Source organism: Saccharopolyspora sp. NPDC050642, assembly GCF_040654735.1.
Classification (GTDB): domain Bacteria; phylum Actinomycetota; class Actinomycetes; order Mycobacteriales; family Pseudonocardiaceae; genus Saccharopolyspora; species Saccharopolyspora elongata.
The window spans coordinates 335,898-357,605 of record NZ_JBFAIN010000001.1; the positions used below are offsets into that span (position 1 = coordinate 335,898).

General features: G+C 71.3%; 18 protein-coding genes. 10 read left to right on the forward strand and 8 right to left on the reverse strand.

What is annotated here, in order from left to right; translation table 11 throughout:
- From AB0H93_RS01565 to AB0H93_RS01580, 4 genes are read left to right on the forward strand one after another with little or no spacing between them, the layout of a single operon-like run.
- On the forward strand, nucleotides 1-201 hold the full coding sequence (locus AB0H93_RS01565) for a ferredoxin (protein ID WP_132484958.1): 201 nt from the start codon (nucleotides 1-3) through the stop codon (nucleotides 199-201).
- Nucleotides 198-1,379, forward strand: coding sequence for an FAD-dependent oxidoreductase (locus AB0H93_RS01570; protein WP_358565699.1), 1,182 nt, complete (start codon nucleotides 198-200; stop codon nucleotides 1,377-1,379). The genes AB0H93_RS01565 and AB0H93_RS01570 overlap by 4 nt, the downstream gene beginning before the upstream one ends.
- 22 nt (nucleotides 1,380-1,401) lie before the next feature.
- A complete protein-coding gene (locus AB0H93_RS01575; protein WP_358565702.1) occupies nucleotides 1,402-2,619 on the forward strand; it encodes a cytochrome P450 in 1,218 nt (405 codons plus the stop codon).
- A 23-nt stretch (nucleotides 2,620-2,642) separates the two neighbouring features.
- Nucleotides 2,643-2,837, forward strand: coding sequence for a ferredoxin (locus AB0H93_RS01580; protein ID WP_132484962.1), 195 nt, complete (start codon nucleotides 2,643-2,645; stop codon nucleotides 2,835-2,837).
- Between the two features lie 40 nt (nucleotides 2,838-2,877).
- Here the strand turns inward: AB0H93_RS01580 and AB0H93_RS01585 are convergent, their stop codons facing one another.
- Nucleotides 2,878-3,417, reverse strand: coding sequence for a CGNR zinc finger domain-containing protein (locus AB0H93_RS01585; protein WP_358565705.1), 540 nt, complete (start codon nucleotides 3,415-3,417; stop codon nucleotides 2,878-2,880).
- 81 nt (nucleotides 3,418-3,498) lie between these two features.
- Between AB0H93_RS01585 and AB0H93_RS01590 the strand changes: the two genes are divergently transcribed.
- Entirely contained in the window at nucleotides 3,499-4,191 is a 693-nt protein-coding gene (locus AB0H93_RS01590; RefSeq protein ID WP_358565708.1) for a haloacid dehalogenase type II, read from the forward strand.
- A 222-nt stretch (nucleotides 4,192-4,413) separates the two neighbouring features.
- Here AB0H93_RS01590 and AB0H93_RS01595 read toward each other — a convergent pair whose 3' ends face one another.
- On the reverse strand, nucleotides 4,414-5,427 hold the full coding sequence (locus AB0H93_RS01595) for a M14 family zinc carboxypeptidase (protein WP_358565711.1): 1,014 nt from the start codon (nucleotides 5,425-5,427) through the stop codon (nucleotides 4,414-4,416).
- Nucleotides 5,428-5,756: 329 nt separating this feature from the next.
- Between AB0H93_RS01595 and AB0H93_RS01600 the strand changes: the two genes are divergently transcribed.
- The gene (locus tag AB0H93_RS01600; protein WP_358565713.1) at nucleotides 5,757-6,950 is read left to right on the forward strand and encodes an amidohydrolase family protein; all 1,194 of its coding nucleotides are present in this window, start codon (nucleotides 5,757-5,759) and stop codon (nucleotides 6,948-6,950) included.
- A 192-nt stretch (nucleotides 6,951-7,142) separates the two neighbouring features.
- Nucleotides 7,143-8,342, forward strand: coding sequence for an MFS transporter (locus tag AB0H93_RS01605; RefSeq protein ID WP_358565716.1), 1,200 nt, complete (start codon nucleotides 7,143-7,145; stop codon nucleotides 8,340-8,342).
- A 22-nt stretch (nucleotides 8,343-8,364) separates the two neighbouring features.
- Here AB0H93_RS01605 and AB0H93_RS01610 read toward each other — a convergent pair whose 3' ends face one another.
- Nucleotides 8,365-9,264, reverse strand: coding sequence for a LysR family transcriptional regulator (locus AB0H93_RS01610; RefSeq protein ID WP_358565719.1), 900 nt, complete (start codon nucleotides 9,262-9,264; stop codon nucleotides 8,365-8,367).
- Between the two features lie 185 nt (nucleotides 9,265-9,449).
- Here AB0H93_RS01610 and AB0H93_RS01615 point away from each other — a divergent pair, with 185 nt between their 5' ends.
- Both AB0H93_RS01615 and AB0H93_RS01620 read left to right on the forward strand, forming a co-directional pair.
- A complete protein-coding gene (locus AB0H93_RS01615) occupies nucleotides 9,450-10,754 on the forward strand; it encodes an MFS transporter (protein WP_358565721.1) in 1,305 nt (434 codons plus the stop codon).
- Nucleotides 10,755-10,781: 27 nt separating this feature from the next.
- Entirely contained in the window at nucleotides 10,782-12,434 is a 1,653-nt protein-coding gene (locus AB0H93_RS01620) for an amidohydrolase (RefSeq protein ID WP_358565724.1), read from the forward strand.
- 36 nt (nucleotides 12,435-12,470) lie between these two features.
- Here the strand turns inward: AB0H93_RS01620 and AB0H93_RS01625 are convergent, their stop codons facing one another.
- The 3 genes from AB0H93_RS01625 to AB0H93_RS01635 all read right to left on the reverse strand — a co-directional run bounded on the left by AB0H93_RS01625 (nucleotide 12,471) and on the right by AB0H93_RS01635 (nucleotide 14,207).
- A complete protein-coding gene (locus AB0H93_RS01625; protein ID WP_358565726.1) occupies nucleotides 12,471-13,307 on the reverse strand; it encodes a class I SAM-dependent methyltransferase in 837 nt (278 codons plus the stop codon).
- A 250-nt stretch (nucleotides 13,308-13,557) separates the two neighbouring features.
- Nucleotides 13,558-13,725, reverse strand: coding sequence for a hypothetical protein (locus AB0H93_RS01630; protein ID WP_358565729.1), 168 nt, complete (start codon nucleotides 13,723-13,725; stop codon nucleotides 13,558-13,560).
- 50 nt (nucleotides 13,726-13,775) lie between these two features.
- Nucleotides 13,776-14,207, reverse strand: a complete 432-nt coding sequence (locus AB0H93_RS01635; protein WP_358565732.1) for a MerR family transcriptional regulator — start codon at nucleotides 14,205-14,207, stop codon at nucleotides 13,776-13,778.
- Between the two features lie 55 nt (nucleotides 14,208-14,262).
- Here AB0H93_RS01635 and AB0H93_RS01640 point away from each other — a divergent pair, with 55 nt between their 5' ends.
- The gene (locus AB0H93_RS01640; protein WP_358565735.1) at nucleotides 14,263-15,216 is read left to right on the forward strand and encodes an SDR family NAD(P)-dependent oxidoreductase; all 954 of its coding nucleotides are present in this window, start codon (nucleotides 14,263-14,265) and stop codon (nucleotides 15,214-15,216) included.
- A gap of 169 nt (nucleotides 15,217-15,385) precedes the next feature.
- Here the strand turns inward: AB0H93_RS01640 and AB0H93_RS01645 are convergent, their stop codons facing one another.
- Nucleotides 15,386-16,837, reverse strand: coding sequence for a glutamate synthase subunit beta (locus AB0H93_RS01645; protein WP_358565738.1), 1,452 nt, complete (start codon nucleotides 16,835-16,837; stop codon nucleotides 15,386-15,388).
- Complete coding sequence (gltB, locus tag AB0H93_RS01650) at nucleotides 16,830-21,368, reverse strand: glutamate synthase large subunit (protein ID WP_358566864.1); 4,539 nt, start codon at nucleotides 21,366-21,368, stop codon at nucleotides 16,830-16,832. The genes AB0H93_RS01645 and gltB overlap by 8 nt, the downstream gene beginning before the upstream one ends.
- Nucleotides 21,369-21,708: the final 340 nt, after the last annotated feature.

Genomic DNA, 21,708 nt, shown 5'->3' on the forward strand with positions numbered 1-21,708 from the left:
GTGAAGGTGACCGTCGACGAGGACAGGTGTTGCGGCGCAGGGCAATGCGCGCTGCTCGCCCCCGAGGTGTTCGACCAGCGGGAGGACGACGGGGTCGTGATCCTGCTCGACGCGGCACCGGCCGAGCCGCTGCACGCCGCGGTCCGCGAGGCGGCCGGCGTGTGCCCGGCGGCGGCGATCGAGCTGGGCGAGAACGCGTGAGCGCGCCCGCAGGCGTGCTGGTGGTCGGCGCGTCCGCCGCCGGCATCACCGCCGCAGATGCGTTGCGCCGCAAGGGATATCTCGATTCCCTGACCATCCTGGGAGCCGAGTCGCATCTGCCCTACGACCGCCCGCCGCTGTCCAAGCAGGTCCTCTCCGGGACATGGGAGGCCGAGCGGGTGCGGCTCCGGTCGCCGGAGAAGCTGGCCGAACTGGACGCCGACATCATCCTCGGCGACCCGGCGGTCGGCCTGGATCCGGCGACCCGCACCGTTCGCACCGCCTCCGGCCGAACCCTGACCGCCGGAACCATCGTCGTGGCGACGGGGCTGCGGCCCCGCACGCTGCCCGGCCAGGACGGCCTGACCGGCGTGCACGTGCTGCGCACCGTCGACGACTCCCTGGCGCTGCGGTCGGCCCTGCTGAGCGCGACGCGCGTGGTCGTGGTCGGGGACGGCGTCCTCGGTACCGAAATCGCCGCCACGGCAAGGGGAATGGGCGCGGACGTGACGCTGGTCGGCCCGCAGCCGGTGCCGATGGCGAGCCAGTTCGGCACCCTGGTCGGCGGGCTGCTCGGCGACCTGCACGCCGAGCGCGGCGTCCGGCTGCGGCTGGGCACGGCCGTCGACGGGCTGACCGGGCAGGACGGCAGGGTCACCGGCGTGCGCCTGGACACCGGCGACGAACTGCCCGCCGACGTCGTCGTGGTGGCGCTCGGCGCCGCGCCGGCGACGGAATGGCTCGCGGAAAGCGGGCTGCAGCTGGACAACGGGCTCGTCTGCGACTCCCGCTGCCGCGCGGCGGAAGGGATCTACGGGGCTGGGGACGTAGCCCGCTGGCAGCACGACGCGCTCGGTGTCTCGCTGCGGCTGGAGAACCGGACCAACGCGACCATGCAGGCGAACGCCGTCGCGGCCAACATCCTCGGCGACGACCAGCCCTACTCCCCCGTGCCGCACTTCTGGACCGACCAGTACGACACCAAGATCCAGGTCCACGGCCTGCCCACGGCCGCCGCCGAAGCGACCATCGTGGACGGAGACCCGGCGGACGGGCGGTTCGTCGCGATGTACCGCCGCGATGGCGAGGCCGTGGGCGTGCTGGGCTGGAACATGCCCAAGCAGACCCGGTTGCGCCGCGGCGAGGTCGTCGAGGCGCTTTCCGCACCGGTCCGGTGACGACGACCCAGGAAGGCAAGCGATGATCCCAGTTCGCGAGGAATCGGCGGATGTCCCGGAGTTCCCGATGGCCCGGGCGGCGGGCTGCCCGTTCGACCCGCCGCCAGACCTGCGGTTCCGGCAGGAGGCGGGGCCGCTCGCGAAGGTCCGGCTGTGGGACGGCAGCACCCCGTGGCTGGTGACCCGCTACGCGGAGCAGCGGACGCTGCTGGCCGATCCGCGGGTCAGCGCCGACATCACCCGCCCCGGCTACCCCAGCTCGGCGCCGGTCAGGCCGGGCGGTTCCGGCGTCAGCTTCATCCTGATGGACGATCCCGAGCACGCGAGGCTGCGGCGGATGGTGACCGCGCCGTTCACCGTCAAGCGGGTGGCCGCGATGCGCCCGGCCGTGCAGAAGATCGTGGACGACCTGATCGACGAGCTCCTCGCCGGCCCGAACCCGGTGGACCTGGTCGAGGCGTTCGCGCTGCCGGTGCCCTCGCTGGTGATCTGCGAACTGCTCGGCGTCCCCTACTCCGATCACGACTTCTTCCAGGAGAACAGCAAGACCATCATCAAGCGGGACGCGAGCCCCGACGACCGCACCGCCGCGATGGGCCGGCTGGCCGGTTACCTGGACGAACTCGTCGGCGCGAAGCTCGTGAACCCCGGCGACGACCTGCTGTCCCGGCTGACCGAGCGGGTCGCGGCCGGGGAACTGCCCCGGGACGAAGCGGCGCGGATGGGCGTGTTGCTGCTGATCGCCGGGCACGAGACCACCGCGAACATGATCGCCCTCGGCACGCTCGCCCTGCTGGAGCACCCGGAACAGCTGGCGCTGCTGCGCGAGACCGACGACCCGAAGCTGGTCGCCGGCGCGGTCGAGGAACTGCTGCGCTACCTGCACATCACGCACAACGGGCGGCGCCGGGTGGCGCTGGAGGACATCGAGATCGGCGGTCAGGTCATCCGCGCCGGCGAGGGCATGATCATGGCCAACGACATCGGCAACCGCGATCCCGAGGCCTTCCCCGATCCCGACCGGCTGGACCTCACCCGCGACGCCCGCCACCACGTGGCCTTCGGCTTCGGCGTGCACCAGTGCCTCGGGCAGCCGCTGGCGCGGATGGAGCTGCAGGTCGTCTACAGCACGCTCTACCGGCGCATCCCCACCCTGCGCCTGGCCGAGGACCTGGCGCAGATCCCGTTCAAGCACGACGGTTCCGTCTACGGCGTCTACCGCCTGCCGGTCACCTGGTGACCGCCCGACCCCGAGGAGTTCCGATGAAGGTGACCATCGACCAGGACAAGTGCGTCTCGTCCGGTCAGTGCGTGCTGGCCGCGGAAGAGGTCTTCGACCAGCGCGACGAGGACGGCGTCGTGGTGCTGCTCAACGCGAATCCGCCCGCCGAACTCGCCGAGGACGTCCAGCAGGCCGCGGTGCTGTGCCCGGCGCTGGCCATCGTCGTGGAGGACTGACATCGGCGATCGCGCCGCGGCTCGCCTGCGGCGCGATCGTTCAGGCCTTGGCCCGTCGGCGAGCCCGGTAGGCCGCGGCCTTGACGCGGTTGCCGCATTCGTCCATCCCGCACCAGGTGCGCCGGGCGCCGCGCGAGCGGTCGAGGTAGATGCGGGTGCAGTCGTTGCGACCGCATTCCTTGAGACAGGCGTGGGGATCGCCGAGCACGGCGATACCGCTCCTGGCTATGTGAGCCAGCACCGCACGGAGATCTCCCGAGATGTCCAGCCCCGCGTCGCTGAGCTTGATCGCGGGCAGCGGCGCGGCGGCCGCGCCGTTGACGATCTGAAGGCTGCCCGGATCGAAGGGCCGGTCGAGCATGCGATCGAGGGCGAGCCGGTAGAGCGCTTCGCGCAGTGACAGCGCGAACTCGAAGGTTGCGAAGTCGGCGGTGACCCGGTCCGGGAGCTCGGCGCATTCGGCCACCCACCGCTCCAGGTCTGCGGGCGTGGCCAGGCCATCGATGGGCTCGTCGCGGCGAGACCCCACGGTGCCGGCCAGGTCGAGGGCCGCGTTGCCGCTCACGAATGCGAAATCCACGTCACCATCTTGACCGGTGACGAACCTGGGAGCAATATCGTCACCTGTCAAACCGGTGACGCCAGCCCAGGAGGAGATCGCGTGGCAGAGATCCGCGACGTCGAGGTCGTCGTCTTCGACGTCCTCGGAACACTGGTCGACGAACCCAGCGGACTGCGTGCGGCGATTCGCGACGCGGTGCCCACGTCCGACGATGCGACGGCCGACGAGCTGCTCGCCTCGTGGCTGGGGCACGTTGAGCTCGAACAGCAACGCATCGCGCAAGGACATCGCGCGTACGCCAACTCCGAGATCATCGACGGAGAGGCCGCGCGGCTGGTGGCCGACCGCGCCGGGCTCACCGATCCGGCGGTCATCGCCCGGCTGGCCACGGCGGGTCAGCGGCTGCCGCCCTGGGGCGACACCGTCGCCACCCTGGATCGGCTCGCGGAGCACTTCGCCGTGCTCGGGCTCTCCAACGCCAGCCGCACCGCATTGTTGCGGCTCAGCGCGCATGCGGGGTTGCGCTGGCACCAGGCCTTGCCCGGCGAAGCCGCCCTGGCCTACAAGCCCGCGCCGGAGGTCTACCGGCTCGCGATCGACACCGCAGGCTGCCCACCAGAACGCGTGCTCATGGTGGCCGCCCACGCCTGGGACCTCCGCGCGGCCCAGGCGACCGGCATGCGGACCGCCTACGTCCACCGGCCGGGAGGAGATCCGCCGACGAGCTCCGACACCTTCGACTGGCGGTTCGACGACCTGGACGACCTGATCGCCGCGCTGACGGAGGGCTGACCAGACCCCGCCGACCAGGCCCGCCGCCTCGCCGCCGCCGCGTACGCGGTCTACCTCGGCACGGCCGCGCTGAACAGCGCCGCCGCCGCACACGAGAACGTGAAGTCCTATGTGGACACCGTGCTGGAATCCTTCGGCGTGCCGGCGAACCGCTAGCGCACCTGCGCCCGGAAACGAAGAAGCACACGACCTGCGCACAGGCCGTGTGCTTCTGCTACCGGCTCAGTCGGCGTGCGCGCCGCTCGCCGCGGCCTGCGGCAGCGGCGTCCCGCGCGGCGGGATCGCATCGGCCTCGGCCGGATCGACGGTCGCCAGCGAGCCGTCGGCCGCGCTGTGCGCGATGGCCAGCATCGACCGCAGCGCCGAGTCGATCTGCGCCTGCTCGTGCTCCGCACCCATGTCGCTCAGCTCGATGAGCACGCTGCCGCTGCCGCGCAGACCGTAGGCGTTGCGGGCGATGCCCTGGTAGTCGCCGCCCGGGTACTGCGACACGTTCGCGCCGCCCTCGGTCATCGACCGCTGCGCCACCACCGAGATCTGCTTGGCCAGCGCGATGTCGTCCGCTTCGACGCCCGGGGTCGTCGGCCACAGCAGCGACGCGGTGATCTCGCGCCCCGAGCCGTCGACGTAGCGGCCCTGCATGTGGTAGTCGACCACGATCTGCGGCTGGAACTCCGCGTAGTGCCGCTGGATCAGGCCGGCCTCGGTGGCCGGGTTGTCCTCGGGCGCGACCGCGGGGTCGTGGTAGCGGTTGATGTCGTAGCCCTTGCCCGCCTCGCCGTACTCGGGGTCGGCGTCGGGCGCGTAGTTGTAGCGCCAGTTCTGCTCGTGGCCATCGGGATTCGCCCGCACCACGATGTCGACGGTCACCTGCGACCGCAACCAGCGCTGGTAGTCGCTCCGGCCGACGCCGACGTCGCGCAGGAACTCCAGCGCGGCGGGCGTGCCGAGCGGCTCGTCACCGTGCTGCTGCGTGACGTAGAGGATGCGCAACGGCCCGTCGCCGACCCGCGTGCTCCACACCGGCCTGCCCTGGTTGGACTCGCCGATCGCGTTCACCCGGATCGCGCCGCGGCTGCGCCACTGGAGCTCCTGCAGCTCCCGGGCGAGCTCCTCCGTGCTGGGCCGCGGGTCGACCCGACCGGGCGGCGTGGCCTGCGAAGGCGCGACGAAACCCAGGATCGAAAGGACCGCTACGACAACGGAAAGCAGCGCTATGCGCGTCGACTTCACCATGACGCAGGAGTCTGCCCCGCCGAACGGCCGCACCACAAGATCCGGAGCCGAATTCCCTTGCACCGGCAACGATCGGACGGCCCGCTGCACCGCCAGGCGCTGACGCACTCCCGACCGCGACGGCCCGACCGGTTCGTGTCGGCACCCGCCGGCGATCATCCAGCGCAAACCCGTTGGCGCCGAACGAAACCGGGACGCCGAGCGGCGCTGTTCGGGTGGCGCGGTTAGCCCGTTCGTGCCCGCCGGTCGTGGTCCGCCCCAACGCCGCCTGCCACCGGGCCTACGTTTGCGCTACGCGACAACAGGCCGGGCGTGGAGAGGACGAGGACGTGCAGCAGGTGATCACGGCGGGACAGGTGCTCATCGGGCCGGCCCGGCAGCGGATTCGGGACGGTGGCGTGCTGGTCGAGGACGACACCATCGTCGCCGTCGGCGACCGCCGGGAGATCGAGCAGCAGGCCGGGCCGGCAGCTCGCCACCGGCACTTCCCCACGACGTCCACCCTGCTGCCCGGGCTTATCAACGCGCACGTGCACCTCTGCTTCGACGCCACGCCGCACTTCCTGGAGAACCTGATCCAGGCGGACGACCTGGACCTGTTGCCGGGCATGGCCGGGCGGGCGCAGCAGGCGCTGGGCAGCGGCGTCACGACCGTCCGCGACCTCGGCGATCGCAGCGGCCTCGCGATCCGCCTCCGCGACGCCATCGCCCGCGGCGACCTGCCGGGTCCGCGCATCCTCGCGTCGGCGCCGCCGTTGACCATCCGCGATGGGCACTGCCACTTCCTCGGCGGTGCCGTCTCGGGCGAAGCGGAGATCCAGGAGCGGGTCCGGCAGAACGCGGCCCTGGGCGCCGACGTCATCAAGGTGATGGCCTCCGGCGGCCAGATCACGCCGGACTCGCCGCCGATGTGGGCATCCCAGTTCACCGGGGCAGAACTGGCGATCATCGTCGAGGAAGCGGCGAACCACGGGTTGCCGGTGGCCGCGCACGCCCACGGCACGGAGTCGATCGCCGCCGCGACGGCCGCCGGAGTCTCCACCATCGAACACTGCTCCTGGAAGGGGCCCGACGGGCCGGATCGCCGCGACGACGTCGCGAAGCAGATGGCCGACAAGGGAATCCACGCCTGCACCGCCTTGTCGCGGAACTGGCGCGCACTCATGGAGCGGCTGGGCCCGGCGGGCACCGAGGAGATGTACGGCCGGCTGGTCTGGCTCGACGAACTCGGCGTGCCGCTGATCATCGGCACCGATGCGGGCCTTCCCGGCTCGGTGTTCGACGATCTGCCGGGCACCATGGAACTCTTCGACCACCTGGGCTTCCCGCTGGACCAGGTGCTCGACATGGTCACCACCGCGAGTGCCGACGCGCTCGGCATCGGCGACCGGGTCGGACGGATCCGGCCGGGGTACGACGCCGATCTGATCGTGGTCGAAGGCGACCCGCTGGCCCGCCTCGACGACCTGCGCAACCTGCGGCTGGTCCTCGCCCGCGGGCGCGAGTTCCAGCCGCCGGGCTGACCGGGCGGCGGCGAATTGGCCCGTGTTCCCCGCCTGCGAATGCACCAGATCCGCGGTCGTTCCGGCGCTTAGGGTCGTGGGGTGACAGCTTTCCCGGTGCCACAGCGCATGGACTCCTCCGCCGTCCTCGTCACCGCCTGACCGGCGGCAGCGCGCCGCGGATCACTCTCCCCGAGAAAGGTTTCTGGAGTCGTGACGACCTGCGAGGATCCGGTGTCCGCGACCGGCCGGTCGACTGCCAGGGGCTGGCTCGCCGTGCTGGCCGTGGCCCTGGGCATCTTCTCCCTGATGACCTCCGAGCTGCTGCCGGTGGGTCTGCTGACCCCGGTCGGTTCCGAGCTGGACGTGTCGGAGGGCACCGCGGGCCTGATGCTGACCGTTCCCGGCCTCGTCGCCACCGTCTCCGCTCCGCTGGTCACGGTCGCGACCGGCCGGCTCGACCGCCGCGTCGTGCTGGCGGCCCTGATCGGCCTGGTCGGCGCCGCCAACCTCGCCTCCGCCTTCGCGACCGGCTTCACCACCGTCCTGATCGCCCGCTTCCTGATCGGCATCAGCGTCGGCGGCTTCTGGTCCGTCTCCGGCGGAATCGCGCTGCGCCTGGTGCCGGAGCGGCACGCGCCCCGGGCGACCGCGGTCATCTTCGGCGGGGTCGAAACCGCGTCCGTCTTCGGCGTTCCCATCGGCACGTTCCTCGGCGACCTCACCGGCTGGCGCAACGCGTTCGCGGCGGTGGGCGTCCTCGGCCTCGTCTCCCTGGTCTGCATCGCCCTGCTGATGCCGAAGGTGCCGGCCCGGCGGACCATCGGATTCGCCGACCTGCCGCGGGTCTTCCTGGGCAACGCCGGTGTGCGGGCCGGCATCGCCATCACGTTCCTCGGCGTCACCGGCCACTTCCTGGCCTACACGTTCATCCGGCCGATCCTCCAGGCCGACGGCGTCGACGGCGCGCTGATCGGCGTGCTGCTGCTGGCGTTCGGCCTCGCCGGGATCTGCGGCAACTTCGTCGCCGGCGCGCTCATCGCCAGGCGGATGCGGCAGACCGCCGCGGGCATCGCCGCGATCCTCGCCCTGGCCATGGTCGTCCTCGCCATCGTCGACAACACCGCCGTCACCGCGGCCGCCGTCCTGGTGCTGTGGGGCGCGGGCTACGGCGCGCTGCCGGTCACCTTCCAGACCTGGATCCTCAAGACCGCGCCGGAGACCACCGAGGCCGCATCCTCGCTGTACGTCTCCACGTTCAACCTGTCCATCGCGCTCGGCTCGCTCGTCGGCGGCTTGGCCGTCGACGGCATCGGCACCACGAGCGTGCTGTGGTTCGGCGCGGCGCTCGCCGTCCTCGCCCTGTTCGTGGTGGGCGGATCCCGCCGCGCGAAGCCCACCACCTCGCGATGACCGTCCACAAGGGACGCTGGGCTCAGGGCTGCAGTCCCGGGAACCGCCGCGTGCGCTCCACGCAGTAGACGCGCAAGCCGTCGACCAGGGCCTGGATGGAAGGCCGTGCGTAGTGGGCGGCGTCCCAGCCCGCGTGGAGGGGCACCGTCAGCGGGCCTTCGCCGGTGCGCACGATCAGGTCCCGCAGGCCGAACCGGGCCTCGTCGGTGACCAGGCAGATCCCCCGGCCCGCCGCGGCGAGGGCCTGGGCGAAGGCCGAGGAGCCGGTCTCGACGACACCGGCCGGCGTCAGGCCCTCCCGGCTGATGGCCTCGTCGACGACCAGCCGGGCCACGTTCGACCGGGTCATCACGATCAGCGGCTCGGCGACCAGCTCGGCGAGGTCGATCGTGGTGCGCCCGCCCAGGGGGTGCTCGGCGGGGACCTGGGCCAGCACCGGGGTGCACCCCAGGAACGCCGACTCCAGAGAGGCCGGGGCCGGGAACGTCGAGATCCCGATGTCCGCGTCGCTGCGCATCAGCGTCTCGAAGACCCGGCTCGGCTCCTCCTGGATGGCATCGCGGAGCGTGGGCCCCGCCGCGCCGCCGCCCGCCATGAACGGGGCCAGCAGGGACGCGACCGTCGCCGGCGCGGCGACCACGGTGAGCGCCGCCTCCTCCCCCTCGCCCATGGCGGCCATCGTCTCGGCGGCCTGCTCTGCGCGGCGCACCAGGTCCTGGGCGACCGGGCGGAAGCGGCGGCCGGCGGCGTTGAGCGTCAGCGACCCGGGGCGGCGTGTGAACAGCGATACCCCCAGGTCCCGCTCCAAGGCGCTCAGCTGGCGGGACAGGGACGGCTGCGCGACGTGCACCATTCTGGCCGCGGCCGTGACCGACTCGGACTCCGCGACGGCGAGGAAGTAGCGAAGCACCCGCAGCTCCACGTCGCCCTCCCTTCGACGATGCCTCTGAGGCATCAGATTGCTAGCAATCAAGTATTAGACGACATCGGAGCCCGAACTCAAACTATGGGCTGTCCAACACACCCGCCCGGCTCCTCCGGTGAGAACCCGCACCGAAGGCTCCGCTACCGCCGGAGACCCCATGAACGTCCCACGCCCCGCCGGGGTTGCCCGCGCCTCCGGCCAGGCCCGCCGCGCGGGTCTCGCCTCCTTCGTCGGCACCACCAATCGAGTGGTACGACTTCTACATCTACGGAACGGCGTCCGCGCTGGTCTTCGGGAAGCTGTTCTTCCCCGAGGTCTCGCCCGCCGCGGGTGTGCTCGCCTCCTTCGCGACCTTCTGGGTCGGTTTCCTCGCCCGTCCGCTGGGCGGCATCATCTTCGGCCACTTCGGCGACCGCATGGGCCGCAAGGGCACGCTGGTCACGACGCTGCTGCTGATGGGCGTCGCCACCTTCCTGATCGGTGTGCTGCCCACCCACGCGCAGATCGGCGTCGCCGCCCCGTTCCTGCTGGCGCTGCTGCGCGCCGTCCAGGGCATCGCCGTCGGCGGCGAGTGGGGCGGCGCGGTCCTGATGGCGTCCGAGCACGCGCCGAAGGGCCGGGGTTCCTTCTTCGCGATGCTGGTGCAGCAGGGCTCCCCGGCCGGGGCGATCCTGGCCACGCTGGTCTTCCTGGCCGCGGGCACCCTGGACGACGCCGCCTTCCTCGCGTGGGGCTGGCGGGTGCCGTTCCTGCTGTCCGGGGTCCTCGTCGTGGTCGGCCTGCTGATCCGCATGAAGGTCGAGGAGTCCGGCGAGTTCGAGCGGGTCAAGTCCAGCGGCGACGTGGTGCGGCTGCCGGTCGCCGAGGTGCTGCGCACCGCCTGGCGGACCGTGCTGCTCGGCATCGGCGCCTCGATCATGGGCATCTCGACCGCCTACTTCACCAACACGTTCGTGCTCTCCTGGACCACCAACGAGCTGCACATGAACCGGCAGACGATGCTGTACGTCCTGCTCGCGCTCTCGGTGGTGCAGTTCCTGTGGCAGCCGATCGCCGCGCTGATCTCCGAGCGGGTCGGCGAGGCCCGGTTCATGGTGTGCTCGCTGCTGGTCAACGCCGTCGTCGCCGTCCCGATGTTCCTGCTGATCAACACCGCGCAGCCGCTGCTGGTCTTCGCCGGCATCGCGCTCGCCATCGTCAGCGGCTCCGGGTACTACGCCGTGCTGGCCGGCTTCCTCGCCCGCGCCTTCCCCTCCCGGATCCGCTACACCGGGATCTCGCTGGCCTACCAGCTCTGCTCGACGCTCATCGGCGGCACGACGCCGTTCGCAGCCCAGGCCCTGCTGACCTCCAGCGGCGGTTCCTTCTGGCCGGTGGCCGCGTTCTACGTGGCCCTGCTGCTGATCACGACCGCGAGCGTCGCCGGTCTCGCCCGCTTCGGCGCGCGGCGAGCGGCCCAGGAACAGCCCGCCCAAGCCATCGCCTGACCCATCCAGAGAAGGAGTTGACCAATCGTGCGCCTCGACGCGATCTTCCACAATGGACGGTTCACCACCCTCGACCCGGACCGTCCGGCGGCCCACACCGTCGGCGTCCTGGGCGGCCGGATCGCCGCGCTCGACGACGAGGCGGCGGGCTGCGCGTCCGACGTGGTGGTCGACCTCGGCGGCGCGCACGCCGTGCCGGGCTTCAACGACGCGCACCACCACCTCAGCCTGGTCGGCAAGGGGCTGCGCGAGCTGGACGTCTCCTACGAGGCCGCACCGAGCCTCGACGCGCTCTACCAGGCGGTGGCCGAGCGGGCGGCGACGCTGCCGACCGACGCGTGGGTGACGGGCTCGGGCTACGACCAGAACAAGATCGGCGAACACCCGACCGCCGAAGCGCTCGACCGGGCCGCGCAGGGCCGCCCGGTGTGGCTGATGCACACCTCGCACCACATGGCCGTGGCCAACACGGAGGCGTTCAAGCGGGCCGGGTTCACCGACCTCGCGGACGTGCCCGACATGCCGGGCGGCCACGTCGTGCGCGACGCGGACGGGCGCGCGGTGGGGCTGCTCCAGGAGACCGCGATGCAACTGGTCGAGCACGTACTCCGGCCGGAGTCGTCCGAGGAGTGGGTCGCCAACATCGCCGCCGCCTCGGAGGCCGCGCTCGCGATCGGGCTGACCAGCGCGACGGAGCCGGGCATCGGCGTCGTCGACGGCATCGGCAACGGCCCCGCCGACCTGGATGCCTACATGCGCGCGCGGGAACGGGGGCTGCTCGGTGTCCGGATGACGGTCATGCCCTACATCACCGCGCTGCACGACTGCGGCGCGCTGGAGCCGGGCAACACCTGGTACGGCCTCGACCTCGGCCTGCGCACCGGGTTCGGCGACGAGTGGCTGCGCATCGGGCCGACGAAGATCCTCTCCGACGGTTCGCTGATCGGCCGGTCCGCGGCGATGTGCTGCGACTACCACGACTCCCCCGGCAACAGCGGGCTGCTGCAGTACGAGCGGGAGCAGATCCGCCGCTACATCGTCGAAGCGCACCGCTGCGGCTGGCAGGTCGCCACGCACGCCATCGGCGACGCCGCCCTCGACGTCGTCCTCGACTCCTACGAGGAGGCGCAGCGGCTGCACCCGCGCACCGATGTGCGGCACCGGATCGAGCACGCGGCGGTGACGAGCGCCGAGCAGGTCGCCCGGATCGCCGAGCTCGGCCTGATCCCGGTGCCGCAGGGCCGGTTCCTGTCGGAGATCGGCGACGGCATGCTGGCGGCCCTCGGGCCCGAGCGGGGACAGCTCGCCTACCGGATGCGCTCGTTCCTGGACGCGGGCGTGGTGCTGCCGGGCTCCACGGATGCGCCGGTGGTTGCTCCCGATCCGCTGCTGAGCATCCACGACATGGTGAACCGGCGAACCGCCTCGGGCGCGCCGATCGGCCCGGACGAGGCCGTGACGGCGCACGAGGCCCTGCGCGCGTACACGATCGGCTCGGCCCACGCCGTCCACGAGGAGCACATCAAGGGCACCCTCGCCCGGGGCATGCTCGCCGACTTCACGGTCCTCAGCGACGACCTGCTGAGCGTGGCGCCGGAACGCATCGGCGAGCTCACGGTGGGCGCGACGGTCGTCGGCGGACGGATCGCCCACAACACCGGAGCGTTGAAGACCGCCTGAACGCACGCCGCCGCCGCACAACCCTGCGGCGGCGGTTCAGGGCGCGATGATGCGGCCGTAAGGCGTGGTCAGGTGTTGCGGCGGGCGGGACAGGTGCAGTGCGGCGTGGTAGCTGCCCCCGGTCTCCTTCCCGGCGGGGTCGGCTCCGGTGGCCTCGACGGCCGCGATGGCGTAGTGCTGCTCCTCCGGGTCGGTGAACCGGCGTTGCACGAAGGTGCGGTCCGCGTCGACCTCGGTGACGAGCCCGTGTTCGGCGAGGGCGTCGGCGATCGGCCGGTAGGTCCCGGTGCGCAGGACGAAAGCGGCCACCCACACCGGTTCGGGCGCCGCGTGCAGCAGTTGGTGGAAGGTCCGGGCGGAGAGGAAGCTGACGCCGCCGGTCACGATGATCAGGTTCGCCGGAGCAGCGGCCCGCAAGAACGCCGGAGACGCGGACGCGGTCTCCAGGTTCTCGGTGAAACCGGCGTCGAGCAGGCCGGCGGCCACCGCGTAGTCGATCGCGGGCGCGGCGATGTCCAGGCCCACCACCGGGACCGCGTCCGCGCGGCGGCGAGCGGCGTAGAAGTCCTTGTCGCGCTCGATCAGTTCGGCGGTCCCCAGTTCGGCCACGTCCGGCGAGGTGTAGTGGGCGTGGAGGTCGTCGAAGGTCAGGTCGTGGTTGAGCAGCGCGGCGTTGATGCCGTAGGAGCAGCACAGGTCCAGCACCGTCACCCGCCCGGACCTCGCCCGTTCCGCCAGGAGGCGGCGGAACACCGGTTGGGCGTGGTGCGGCGTCCGGTAGCCGTACCGGCCGAGGCTGCGGAAGTAGGCGCGGGGGTCGGGCTGGTCGTAGATCTCGTCGAACGGCGTCCTGTTTCCCCGGGACTGCGACATGCCTCGATTCTGGCAGCGCGCCCGGGTTTCCGAGGCCCGCTGATCATCTGCAACACCTTCGGACCAAGGCTTCGTCCAGATCGGTGAACGCGCTTGCTTCACGGCGCACACCGCCTCCGGCGGCGCAATCCACCGCGCCAGACGGGAGTTCCATTCACGATCCAATGTGGACTCCCCTCGCGCGCGGGAGGGCCAGGACGACGAAACGGGTGCCGGACCTCCGCCGCCCGGCACCCGCTCGCGGTCCCGCTCAGGCCGCCCGACGGCGACCGTCCCGCCGGGTCGCGCCGACCGGCGGCGCAGCGGCCTCGTCCCCGCCGGCACTCGCGGCGTGGGCGGTCGCGCCGCCCCAGGCGAACGTCGCCGCCGTGTTGGCGGGCAGGTCGTAGGCGAAGGACTGGCCCGCCCAAGTCACCACCACGTTCTGCGTGGCATCGGTGGCGTTGAGGGAGCACCGCGAACTCCGCGTCAGCCCGCCTGATCGGCTGATTCCGGCAGGTTCCAGAGGCCGCTCGCGGTGCCGTTGGACACGTGCTCCTCGTAGACCGCGACCTTGTGGTCGATCAGGGCGAGGCAGTCGGTGAGCTCGTTGATCCGGTCGACGACCTGCCGCTGGTGCTCGCGCAGCAGCGCGAGCCGCTCGTCCTCGTTGCCGGGTCCGCTGCGGACCAGCTCGGCGAAGTGCCGGATGGTGGCCAGCGGCATCCCGGAGGCGCGGAACTTGGTGCAGTTGACCAGCCACTCGACGTCCAGCCGGCGGTAGACGCGGCGGCCGCTGGAATTGCGCCGCACCGGGCCGATCAGCAGGCCCTCGCGTTCGTAGTAGCGCAGGGCGTGCACGCTCAGCCCGGTGCGTTCCACGACCTGTCCGATGCTGAGCTCCGAGGCGCTGTGGGTCATGCCGCGAGCCTACTGATTTGACCTAGAGCGGGCTCTAGCTCATAGCGTCCGCCGCATGACAGCAACCGCAACACCGCAGGGCAAGATCGGATCCGGGTTCGGCGCCCGCAGCACCGCCGCCGAAGTCCTGCGCGGGATCGACCTCACCGGTAAGCTCGCGATCGTCACGGGCGGCTACTCCGGCATCGGCCTGGCGACCACCCGCGCGCTCACCGACGCCGGGGCGCACGTCGTCGTCCCCGCCCGCCGGGTGGCCGAGGCGCGGGAAGCCCTCGGGGATGCCGAGGTGGCCGGGCTGGACCTCGCCGATCTGGACAGCGTCCGCGGCTTCGCCGACCGGTTCCTCGCCTCCGGCCGCCGCATCGACCTGGTCATCAACAGCGCCGGGACCATGGCCTGCCCGGAGACGCGGGTCGGTCCGGGCTGGGAGATGCAGTTCGCGGTGAACCACCTCGGCCACTTCGCGCTGATCAACCTGCTGTGGCCGGCGATCGCGCCGGGTGCGCGCGTCGTCTCGGTGTCCTCGGCGGGCCACCAGTTCTCCGGGATCCGGTGGGACGACCCGCACTTCGAGCGCGGCTACGACAGGTTCCTGGCCTACGGCCAGTCGAAGACCGCGAACGCGCTGTTCGCCACCCACCTCGACGCGCTCGGCCGGGATCGCGGGGTGCGGGCGTTCTCGCTGCACCCCGGCGCCATCCTCACACCGCTGGTGCGCCACCTGCCCAAGGAGGAGATGGTCGCGGCGGGCTGGATCGACGCGGCGGGCAACCTGGTGAACAGCGACTTCAAGACGCCGGAGCAGGGCGCGGCGACGCAGGTCTGGGCGGCGACGTCCCCGCGGCTGGCAGGGATGGGCGGCGCCTACTGCGAGGACTGCGACATCGCCGAACCCACTGACAGCACCGAAGGCTGGACCGGCGTGCGCGACTACGTGACCGACCCGGACCAGGCGGCCCGGTTGTGGGCGCTCTCCGCCGAGCTCACCGGCGTCGACGCCTTCGCCTGACGGCGGCAGCCGACGTCGTGAGTGTTTTGGACTGCTATGGCGGTCCAAAACACTCACGACCCCCGACCGCTCCGGGGCGGTCCCGTAGCTGGGGCTCCGCAAGAAGCGAGGGGCGCCCCTGGCCGGCTCGGTCAGGGGCGCCCCTCGGCTCACGGCGAACAGCTTTCGATCACACCATCGGACGATCGGTGGGAGCGATCGGCGACGGCAGGATCTTCCGACCCGCCAGGTAGCGGTCGACTCCCGCCGCCGCGGAGCGGCCCTCGGCGATCGCCCAGACGATCAGGGACTGGCCGCGGCCCATGTCCCCCGCCGAGAAGACTCCGTCCACACTGGACATGAAGTTCTCGTCCCGGGCGACGTTGCCGCGGGCGTCCAGCGATACGCCGAGGTCCTCCAGGAGACCCGCTCGCTCCGGGCCGACGAAGCCCATCGCGAGCAGCACCAGCTGCGCGGGCAGCTCCCGCTCCGTGCCCTCGACCGGCTCGAAGCCGGCGTCGGTGCGCCGCACCTCCACCAGCCGCAACGCCCGCACGCGGCCCTGGTCGTCGCCCAGGAACTCCTGGGTGTTGACCGAGTACAGGCGCTCGCCGCCCTCCTCGTGCGCCGAGGACACCCGGTAGATCATCGGGTAGGTCGGCCACGGGTGCGCCTCGGAACGCGACTCCGGCGGCATCGGCATGATCTCCAGCTGCGTCACCGAAGCCGCGCCCTGCCGGTGCGCCGTGCCGACGCAGTCCGCGCCCGTGTCACCGCCGCCGATGACGACCACGTGCTTGCCCTCGGCGTGGATCGGCGAGCGCGCGAGGTCGCCCTCCTGCACCTTGTTGGCCAGCGGCAGGTACTCCATCGCCTGGTGCACGCCGTCCAGCTCGCGCCCCGGCGCCGGCAGATCGCGTGCCTGCGTCGCACCGCCCGCGAGGACCACCGCGTCGTAGTCGTCGCGCAGCTGCTCCACCGTCACGTCCACGCCGACGTTCACGCCGGTGCGGAATTCGGTGCCCTCGGCCCGCATCTGGCCCAGCCGCCGGTCCAGCCGCTGCTTCTCCATCTTGAATTCCGGGATGCCGTAGCGCAGCAGCCCGCCGATGCGGTCCGCCCGCTCGTAGACCACGACGCTGTGGCCCACGCGGGTCAGCTGCTGCGCCGCGGCGAGCCCGGCGGGCCCGGAGCCGACCACGGCGACCTTCTTGCCCGTGCCCGCGCGGGGCAGCTGCGGGCGGACGTGACCGGCTTCCCAGGCCTTGTCGATGATGGTGATCTCGACCTGCTTGATGCTGACCGGGTCGGAGTTGATGCCGACCACGCAGGCCGCCTCGCACGGCGCGGGGCACAACGTCCCGGTGAACTCCGGGAAGTTGTTCGTGGCGTGCAGCCGCTCCGCGGCCTCCTGCCAGTCGTCCCGCCACACCAGGTCGTTCCACTCCGGGATCAGGTTGCCCAGCGGACAACCCTGGTGGCAGAACGGGATCCCGCAGTCCATGCAGCGGCCGGCCTGCTTCTGCAGCTTGGGCTGTTCGAACTCCAGGTAGACCTCGCGCCAGTCCTTGATGCGCACGTCCACCGGGCGACGCCGCGGCGTTTCCCGCGGCGTCGTCATGAATCCCTTGGGATCAGCCATGTGCGGCCTCCATGATCGCCTCGTTGACGTCGCGCCCGTCGCGTTCGGCGGCGGTCCGGGCCGCGAGCACCCGCTTGAAGTCCCTCGGCATGACCTTGCCGAAGCGCTCGACGGCGGCGTCCCAGTCGGCCAGCAGCTCGCGCGCCACCGCCGACTCGGTCTGCTCGTAGTGCCGCCGAACCCGGTCGTGCAGGAACTCGCGGTCGGCGTCGTCCAGCGGGTCCAGGTCGACCATCTCGGGGTTGATCCGCCTGGCGTCCAGGTCCAGCAGGTACGCGACGCCGCCGGACATGCCGGCCGCGAAGTTGCGCCCCGTCTCACCGAGGATCACCACGCGACCACCGGTCATGTACTCGCAACCGTGGTCTCCGACGCCTTCGACGACGGCCACGGCGCCGGAGTTGCGCACGCAGAACCGCTCGCCGACGACACCGCGAACGAACAGCTCACCGCCGGTCGCGCCGTAGAGCAGCACGTTGCCCGCGATGATGTTCTGCTCGGCCGCGAACGGCGCGGACGCGTCCGGGCGAACGACGATCCGCCCACCGGACAAGCCCTTCCCGACGTAGTCGTTGGCGTCGCCCAGCAGCCGCAGGGTGATGCCGCGCGGCACGAACGCGCCGAAGGACTGCCCGGCCGAGCCGGTGAACGTCACGTCGATGGTGTCGTCCGGCAGGCCCTCGCCGCCCCACCGCCGCGTCAGCTCCGAGCCGAGCATGGTGCCGACCGTGCGGTTGACGTTGCGCACCGGAATGTCCAGCCGCACCGGGGTGCCTTCCTTCAGCGCCCCTTCGCACAGCTGGATCAGCGTGTTGTCCAGCGCCTTCTCCAGACCGTGGTCCTGCTCGGTGGTCTGGTGCCGCGCCGCGCCGCGCGGCAGTTCCGGCACGTGCGTGATCGGCGTGAGGTCGAGGCCCTGGGTCTTCCAGTGCCGCACGGCATCGGAGGTGTCGATCAGGTCGGCGTGCCCGATCGCCTCGGCCAGCGACCGGAATCCCAGCTCCGCCAGGTATTCCCGCACCTCCTGCGCGATGAACTCGAAGAAGTTCACCACGTATTCGGCCTTGCCGGTGAACTTCTCGCGCAGCTGCGGGTTCTGCGTCGCCACGCCCACCGGGCAGGTGTCGAGGTGGCAGACCCGCATCATGATGCAGCCGGAGACCACCAGCGGCGCCGTGGCGAACCCGTACTCCTCGGCCCCGAGCAGGGCCGCGATCACCACGTCGCGCCCGGTCTTGAGCTGGCCGTCGGTCTGCACCACGATCCGGTCGCGCAGGTCGTTGGCCAGCAGCGTCTGCTGCGTCTCGGCCAGCCCGAGCTCCCAGGGACCGCCGGCGTGCTTGATCGACGACAGCGGCGAGGCGCCGGTCCCGCCGTCGTGGCCGGAGATCAGCACCACGTCGGCGTGCGCCTTGGACACACCCGCGGCGACCGTGCCGACGCCGACCTCGGACACCAGCTTGACGTGGATCCGCGCCCTGGGGTTGGCGTTCTTCAGGTCGTGGATCAGCTGCGCCAGGTCCTCGATCGAGTAGATGTCGTGGTGCGGCGGCGGCGAGATGAGGCCCACGCCCGGCGTGGAGTGCCGGGTCTTGGCCACCCACGGGTACACCTTGTGGCCGGGCAGCTGCCCGCCCTCGCCGGGCTTCGCGCCCTGCGCCATCTTGATCTGGATGTCGTCGGAGTTGACCAGGTACTCGCTGGTCACGCCGAACCGGCCGCTGGCGACCTGCTTGATCGCCGAGCGCCGCGAATCGCCGCCTGCGTCCGGGGTGAACCGATCGGCGTCCTCGCCGCCCTCACCGGTGTTGGACTTGCCGCCCAACCGGTTCATCGCGATGGCCAGCACCTCGTGCATCTCCTGCGAGATCGACCCGTAGGAGATGGCGCCGGTGGCGAACCGCTTGACGATCGACGACACCGGCTCGACCTCGTCGATCGGCACCGGCTTGCGCACGCCGTCGCGGAACTTGAACAGCCCGCGCAGGGTCATCAGCTCCTGCGACTGGTCGTCGACGGCCCGGGTGTACTCCTTGAACACCTCGTAACGGCCGCTGCGCGTGGAGTGCTGGAGCTTGAACACCGTCTGCGGGTTGAACAGGTGCGGCTCGCCTTCGCGCCGCCACTGGTACTCGCCGCCGGTCTGCAGGGTCCGGTGCGGTGCCGCGACGCCGTCGGCGGGGTACGCCCGCCTGTGCCGGTCGGCGACCTCCTCGGCCAGCACGTCGAACCCGACGCCGCCGAGCCGCGAGGTGGTGCCGGTGAAGCACTGCCGCACGACCTCGTCGCCGAGACCGATGGCCTCGAAGATCTGCGCGCCCGTGTAGGAGGCCACAGTGGACACGCCCATCTTCGACATGGTCTTGCGGACGCCCTTGCCCAGCGCCTTGATGAGGTTCGCGGTGGCCTGCTTGGCGTCGACGCCCTTGATCACGCCACCGCGCACCAGATCTTCGACGGTGGCCATCGCCACATACGGGTTAACGGCAGCGGCGCCGTAACCGATGAGAAGAGCGACATGGTGCACTTCCCGGACGTCGCCGGCTTCGACGATCAGGCCCACCTGGGTGCGCTTCTTCTCGCGCACCAGGTGGTGGTGCACGGCGCCGGTCGTCAGCAGCGACGGGATCGGCGCGCGCTCGACGTCGGCCGAGCGGTCCGAGAGCACCAGCACGTGCGCTCCGCTCGCCACCGCGGCCGAGACCTCGTCGCAGATCTCGTCGAGGCGCGTGCGCAGCGCCTCGCCGCCACCGGCGACGCGGAACGTCGCGTCGATCACCGCGGGCTTGAGGCCCGGGTGGTCGCCGTCGTCGTCGACGTGCACGATCTTGGCGAGCTCGTCGTTGTCCAGCACCGGGAACGGCAGCGCCAGGTTGTGGCAGGCCCGCGGGTCGTGGTCGAGCAGGTTGTGCTCGGGCCCGACGTGGGTGCTCAGCGAGGTGACCAGTTCTTCCCGGATCGCGTCCAGCGGCGGGTTGGTGACCTGCGCGAACAGCTGGGTGAAGTAGTCGAACAGCTGCCGCGGCCGCTCGGAGAACGCGGCGAAGGGCACGTCGTTGCCCATCGAGCCGATCGGCTCGGCACCGGTGGTGGCCATCGGCTTGAGCAGGACGCCCAGCTCTTCCTGCGTGTAGCCGAAGACCTGCTGCCGGTGCACCAGCGAGTCGTGCGAGGACAGCTCGCGCTCGCGCCCCGGCAGGTCCGCCAGGTGCACCACACCCTCGTCCAGCCACTCCTGGTACGGGAATTCGGCGGCGAGCTCGCCCTTGATCTCGTCGTCGTCGATGATGCGGCCCTCGCCGGTGTCGACGAGGAACATCCGGCCCGGCTGCAGGCGGCCCTTGCGGACGACCTTGTCCGCGTCGACCTCCAGCACGCCGACCTCGCTGGCCAGCACCACGAGCCCGTCCTCGGTGACCCAGTAGCGCCCGGGCCGCAGCCCGTTGCGGTCGAGGACCGCGCCGATCTGGGTGCCGTCGGTGAACGCCACCAGCGCGGGGCCGTCCCAGGGCTCCATCAGGTAGTTGTGGAACTCGTAGAACGCGCGGCGGGCCGGGTCCATCTCGGCGTGGTTCTCCCACGCCTCGGGGATCATCATCAGCACCGCGTGCGGCAGCGACCGGCCGCCCAGGTGCAGCAGTTCCAGCACCTCGTCGAAGGTCGCCGAGTCGCTGGCGCCCGGCGTCGCGATCGGGAACAGCCGCTGCAGGTCACCGGGGATCAGATCGGTGGCCAGCATGCTCTCGCGGGTCCGCATCCAGTTGCGGTTGCCCTTGACCGTGTTGATCTCGCCGTTGTGCGCGATGAACCGGTACGGGTGCGCCAGCGGCCAGGACGGGAACGTGTTGGTGGAGAAGCGGCTGTGCACCAGGCCGATCGCGCTGGCGAACCGCTCGTCGTGCAGGTCGGGGTAGAACGCGCCGAGCTGCGCTTCGGTCAGCATCCCCTTGTAGACGATGGTGCGCGCCGACAGGCTCGGGAAGTACACGTCGGCTTCGTGCTCGGCCCGCTTGCGGACGCAGAACGCGCGCCGCTCGAACTCCAGCGCCGTCTCGCCGTGCCCGGCATCGGTGCCGTGGCCGACGAAGAGCTGGCGGAAGCTCGGCATGGTCTCGCGCGCCGAACTGCCGGCGCAGCTGGGCTCCACCGGGAGTTCGCGCCAGCCGAGCAGCCGCAGGCCTTCCTCGGCCACGATCCGCTCGATGTCCGCCGCGGCCCGCGCCGCTTCGTCGGGGTCCGCGGGCAGGAACGCGGTACCTGCCGCGTAGCCGCCGCGTTCGGGCAGGTCGAACGGTACGACGGCGCGGAAGAACTCGTCCGGGATCTGGGTCAGCAGCCCGACGCCGTCCCCGGTGTCGGGGTCGGCACCCTTGGCACCGCGGTGCTCCAGGTTGCGCAGCGCCGTCAGCGCTTTGGTCACCAGGTCGTGACTGCGCCGACCGCGCAGGTCGGCGACGAATGCGACACCGCAAGCGTCGTGTTCGTAGGCCGGGTCGTAAAGACCCTGGGAAGCGGCGCTGCGCTGCGCCATCATTCTTGCATGGTGGGATTGGGGCATCAGACCTCCCGTCGTCAGGCCGCAGGTCGCAGCAGGGCATGACTCACCCACTGCGATCCCGCAAGAGCCTTTGGGGGCACTGACAAAAGGATGCGCCGTTGCACTCTTGGTCAGTTTGAGGCACTCTACATAGCGAGCGACCGGAAAGCTACCGCTGAGTAACGCGAAGTTAAACGAAGATTGCGGAGCTCCCAGCCATTGGGACACCGTTGTCGCAAACCCGGCGGGCTCGGGAATTCTGCACCACGACAATGTCCATACGCGACTGTTCCACGCCCCGAGTGGCATTGTTCACGATCTTCTTGCGCACCAC

Coding starts and splice junctions, on each gene's coding strand:
- AB0H93_RS01575 (WP_358565702.1), top strand. CDS start 1,402: ATGATCCCAGTTCGCGAGGAATCGGCGGATGTCCCGGAGTTCCCGATG.
- AB0H93_RS01580 (WP_132484962.1), top strand. CDS start 2,643: ATGAAGGTGACCATCGACCAGGACAAGTGCGTCTCGTCCGGTCAGTGC.
- AB0H93_RS01595 (WP_358565711.1), bottom strand. CDS start 5,427: ATGGTGAAGTCGACGCGCATAGCGCTGCTTTCCGTTGTCGTAGCGGTC.
- AB0H93_RS01625 (WP_358565726.1), bottom strand. CDS start 13,307: ATGTCGCAGTCCCGGGGAAACAGGACGCCGTTCGACGAGATCTACGAC.
- AB0H93_RS01635 (WP_358565732.1), bottom strand. CDS start 14,207: ATGACCCACAGCGCCTCGGAGCTCAGCATCGGACAGGTCGTGGAACGC.
- AB0H93_RS01640 (WP_358565735.1), top strand. CDS start 14,263: ATGACAGCAACCGCAACACCGCAGGGCAAGATCGGATCCGGGTTCGGC.
- AB0H93_RS01645 (WP_358565738.1), bottom strand. CDS start 16,837: ATGGCTGATCCCAAGGGATTCATGACGACGCCGCGGGAAACGCCGCGG.
- gltB (WP_358566864.1), bottom strand. CDS start 21,368: ATGGCGCAGCGCAGCGCCGCTTCCCAGGGTCTTTACGACCCGGCCTAC.